Annotated in this window: 5 protein-coding genes and 1 pseudogene; 4 read left to right on the top strand and 2 right to left on the bottom strand. The window is 57.6% G+C overall.

What is annotated here, in order from left to right; genetic code table 11:
- Positions 1 to 259: chlororespiratory reduction 6 domain-containing protein (locus NCN04_RS09585; protein WP_250395937.1), on the top strand; the 259-nt coding region annotated here is incomplete at its 5' end.
- Positions 259 to 432 (top strand): hypothetical protein, encoded by a 174-nt coding sequence (locus tag NCN04_RS09580; RefSeq protein WP_250395936.1) that lies wholly within the window; start codon positions 259 to 261, stop codon positions 430 to 432. The genes NCN04_RS09585 and NCN04_RS09580, both read left to right, overlap by 1 nt.
- Positions 433 to 495: 63 nt before the next feature.
- Here the strand turns inward: NCN04_RS09580 and NCN04_RS09575 are convergent, their stop codons facing one another.
- Positions 496 to 1,263 (bottom strand): sulfite exporter TauE/SafE family protein, encoded by a 768-nt coding sequence (locus tag NCN04_RS09575; protein WP_250395938.1) that lies wholly within the window; start codon positions 1,261 to 1,263, stop codon positions 496 to 498.
- A gap of 7 nt (positions 1,264 to 1,270) precedes the next feature.
- Between NCN04_RS09575 and NCN04_RS09570 the strand changes: the two genes are divergently transcribed.
- Positions 1,271 to 2,107, top strand: coding sequence for a lipoyl protein ligase domain-containing protein (locus NCN04_RS09570; protein WP_250395935.1), 837 nt, complete (start codon positions 1,271 to 1,273; stop codon positions 2,105 to 2,107).
- Here NCN04_RS09570 and NCN04_RS09565 read toward each other — a convergent pair.
- Positions 2,017 to 3,282, bottom strand: coding sequence for a site-2 protease family protein (locus NCN04_RS09565; RefSeq protein WP_048346899.1), 1,266 nt, complete (start codon positions 3,280 to 3,282; stop codon positions 2,017 to 2,019). The genes NCN04_RS09570 and NCN04_RS09565 overlap by 91 nt on opposite strands.
- 73 nt (positions 3,283 to 3,355) lie before the next feature.
- Between NCN04_RS09565 and NCN04_RS09560 the strand changes: the two are divergent.
- A pseudogene (locus NCN04_RS09560) lies at positions 3,356 to 3,504 on the top strand (phosphoribosylanthranilate isomerase); the annotation flags it as partial.

Raw genomic sequence — 3,504 nt, 5'->3', positions numbered from 1 at the left:
GCTGCCCCTAGTGCTGGAACGATCAGGCGGAAGCCTGATCCAACATGTGGCGATGGTGGTTCCCCACAACTTCAGTCCAAGTGAAGGGATTCGCTTCGACCCTCAGGCCCTTGAACTCTGGATCACCCACCGATTCATGCTTCTCGATCACCTGGGAGAACAACTTGCTCAATCTCAGCGGGGGAACTTGCTCCAGATGGCAGCCACGATTGGCTACGAAGTGGATCCAGCATTCTGGACCCTCCTCGATCAACGCTGATGTACATCAAAACGTGGATGATGATTGGCCACCTGCCGGCCACCGATTCGGTGACTGCCAATCATTCGCTCAAGCCCCTAGGTGGGCCAATGGTGTTGATGGTGGGCTGGTTCCTGAACAACGGGGACTCTGCATGGGGCGTCTCGCATCATGTCCGCAGCCTGATTGCTTGACCTTGGCTGATCTGATGCCCCCATCGCAGTGCTTGGCCTCACAGCCAGCTGAAGCCCACTGAATCAACCAAGGAGCGCAAGCTGAAATGCTCTACGAGCACTATCTAAGGCCAACAGGATGGCTAGTCCCCGCAGCATCCAGGCCAGCCGGTCGGCCCTCACATCATCCAAACGCGATGCGCTCCACTGCGCCCCCACGGCAGCAACTCCACCAAGAATCAAGCCCATAGTGGGTTGGCCTCTGCCTTCAGAAAGGAACTGAAAAGACGCCGCTGCAGTGGAACACGCCACTGCCACCGTGCTGAATCGAATCGCGAGTCGAATCGGGACTGCCAACCCACGCACCATCACGGGCACCATCACGAGCCCTCCTCCTAAGCCCAGCATTCCGCCTGCAAATCCTGCCAACCCACCCACCGCGGTGAGTCCTGGCAGATAAAACGTCTGATCCGAATCCGACTCCGAATCATGGGGACGTGAGCGAATTGTGCAAGCCAAAAACAAATAAAGAAGCGATTGAAGCGCTAATAAATGCCATCCAGCGGCCAAGCGTCCCAAGCGACTGAAGATCAACGCCGTCACAAATGCGGCGATACCAATGGCCAATCCAGCCTGAGCAGGCACAGTTCGCGCCCGAATGTGTGTGACCGTGCCGCTGATCGCCGTCGGCACAATGGCAAAGGTGCTTGTCGCCAAAGCCTGATGCGGTGTCAACCCCATCCAGAGCAACAAAGGGGCAAATATCAAACCACCTCCAATCCCCAGCAGACCGGCCAATCCCCCGGCAAGTAGTCCCAGAGGCACCACCAGCAGCCACTCCAAAATCTCCATTGCGCCCATGTCGATTCCTGCATCCTGCCGGTCTGAGTTCGGACGCCTCGGCCGACTGATCCCAGCTCTCGCCGGCCAAGGACCAGAACATATGGCCTTTGATGCCCTGTTGTTGGAGCATTGCCAAAGCACAAACAATCCTGGCCCCGTGCTCCGCTTCTATCTCTGGGAAGGATCCTGGTTGTCACTCGGGCGGCATCAGACACCACGGTCCAATCATTGGCTCAATTTGGTACGAAACGGACGCTTAAACGTGGTCCGACGCCCCAGCGGTGGAGGGGCTGTTCTGCATGGCGGTGGCCTGACCTACGCCCTGATCTGGCCGGATCCACCCCGACAGCGACGCGAAGCATATCGCCGGGTCAACGCTTGGATCACCGCTGGATTAGCGCGACTCGACCTTGAGCTTTATCCAGGAGATGATCCTGCCCTGACTGGAAGCCAAAACTGCTTCGCCAGCGCCACAACGGCGGATCTCGTGGATCCTTCCGGGCATAAACGCATCGGCAGCGCTCAGTTTTGGCAAAGGGGGCACCTTCTTCAGCACGGTGAAATCCCCTTGGCTCCGTCCCCACAGCTTTGGCATGAGGTCTTTGGAACCGATCCACCTTGCTGGCAGTCCGCCACACCGTCGGCGGCAAGGGTTGAAGCGGCTCTGACCGAGGCGATTGCGGAGCTTTGGCCAGGACTCCGCTGGGACGTGACTCCAATGAGCGGTCGGGAACAGCAGCTTGTAGCGGAACGGGCCTCAGATTATGAAGTCAATGATTCTGAGGTCTCATCCAACAATCCGGAGGCCCGCATGGAGGTCACCGCCTGGAGAAGCGGTAGGCCAAAGGGGTAGTCATTTCGGCGCCTAGAGGCTTCGAGAAGGGGTGCCGGCAATTTGAGGGACAATCCCTTCAAAACGGCTTCGCCTACATCACTTCGATCGAGAGTTCCGGAGGGAAGACCAGCAGCACCGGTTACCAGTAAGCGGCCATGTTCACTTTGCTCGAGTGCGAGAACGGCTTTCCAGAGTGGATCTGACTCTTGAAGAGAAGGGAGTTCAGCCAGCGGTCGCATGTGCTCCCCGACGGTCTGTTGATCCCAGTACTGAACGGAGAGTTCCTTCAGGGGCTGATCAGTGACATATCCAATCCAGCGCCCAGAGCGACAAACGAGCACCCAGTCGGGCATGAGATCACTCTCAGACTCAGCTCCTCTCAGGCGCATTTGGCTGAGGCTGCGCAAGGTTTGATCGGCTTCCAACACCCTGAAACGCTTGGAGGAAGCAGGTCCGACAAGCAAGTTGATCAGGAGCTGCTGCAGAGCCAGAGTCTGAGACTGGGAACGCGAGGCTCCCATGCCGAACCAACCCAACATCACAAGCCAAAGGCCCAACAATCCACCACCACGAAGAAAGATGTAGGAGCCGAGCATGATCCCTGTGAGTGAGAGAAATCGCCCCGTGGCTGTCGCCACCTGAATACCGCGGCGCTGGCTCCCTGTGAATTGCCACACCAGCGCTTTAAGAATTAAGCCGCCATCAAGAGGCAGTCCCGGCAAAAGGTTGAACATCGCCAGGACCAAATTCAGAACACCAAGCTGACCAACAAGATTGCCCAGCAAAGGATTGGCATGGTTTGCCGCGTGCTGACTGGCCAAAAGCAAGCCAGCCAAAATAAAGCTGACCGCTGGACCAGCCGCGGCCACTCGGAACGAACCCATCGCGGTAGAGCATTCCCGTTCCATACGCGCAACGCCACCAATCAAGTGAAGCGTGATACTGCTCACCTTGACTCCTTCCCTTATCGCGACAAGGGAATGCCCCAGTTCATGCAAGAGCAGCGAAACAAACAGGAGGAGTGCAGTGGCCAAACCCAACAACCAGCTCAAGACTGGCGCACTAGATGCTTCTGGGAGAACCGCTGCCTGTTGCTGAAAAGCAAGGGTTAACAACCCCAAAATGATGAACCAGCTTGGTTGGATCCGAAGCGGAATGCCGCAAATCCGCATCAGCTGCCAGCCATCGCCCATGGGCTCCTCCGTTGGGCACTGCCGTGGCCCGTGGTCCAATCCTAGAAAGGAACCACTCGAGCACCTGGATCGAATGTCCGACGCGGCGATCGCGCTGAAGATCTGTGGGCTCACCGATCCTGTTCAAGCCTGTTCGATCGCGGCCATGGGAGTGCAGGCGATCGGAGTGATCGGCGTGGACAAAACACCCCGTTTCGTCGAGGAGCCGCGTCGACGATCCAT

The sequence above is a fragment of the Synechococcus sp. MU1655 genome, assembly GCF_023630655.1.
Lineage (GTDB): Bacteria > Cyanobacteriota > Cyanobacteriia > PCC-6307 > Cyanobiaceae > Synechococcus_C.
This window is presented reverse-complemented; position numbering and strand designations above follow the sequence as displayed.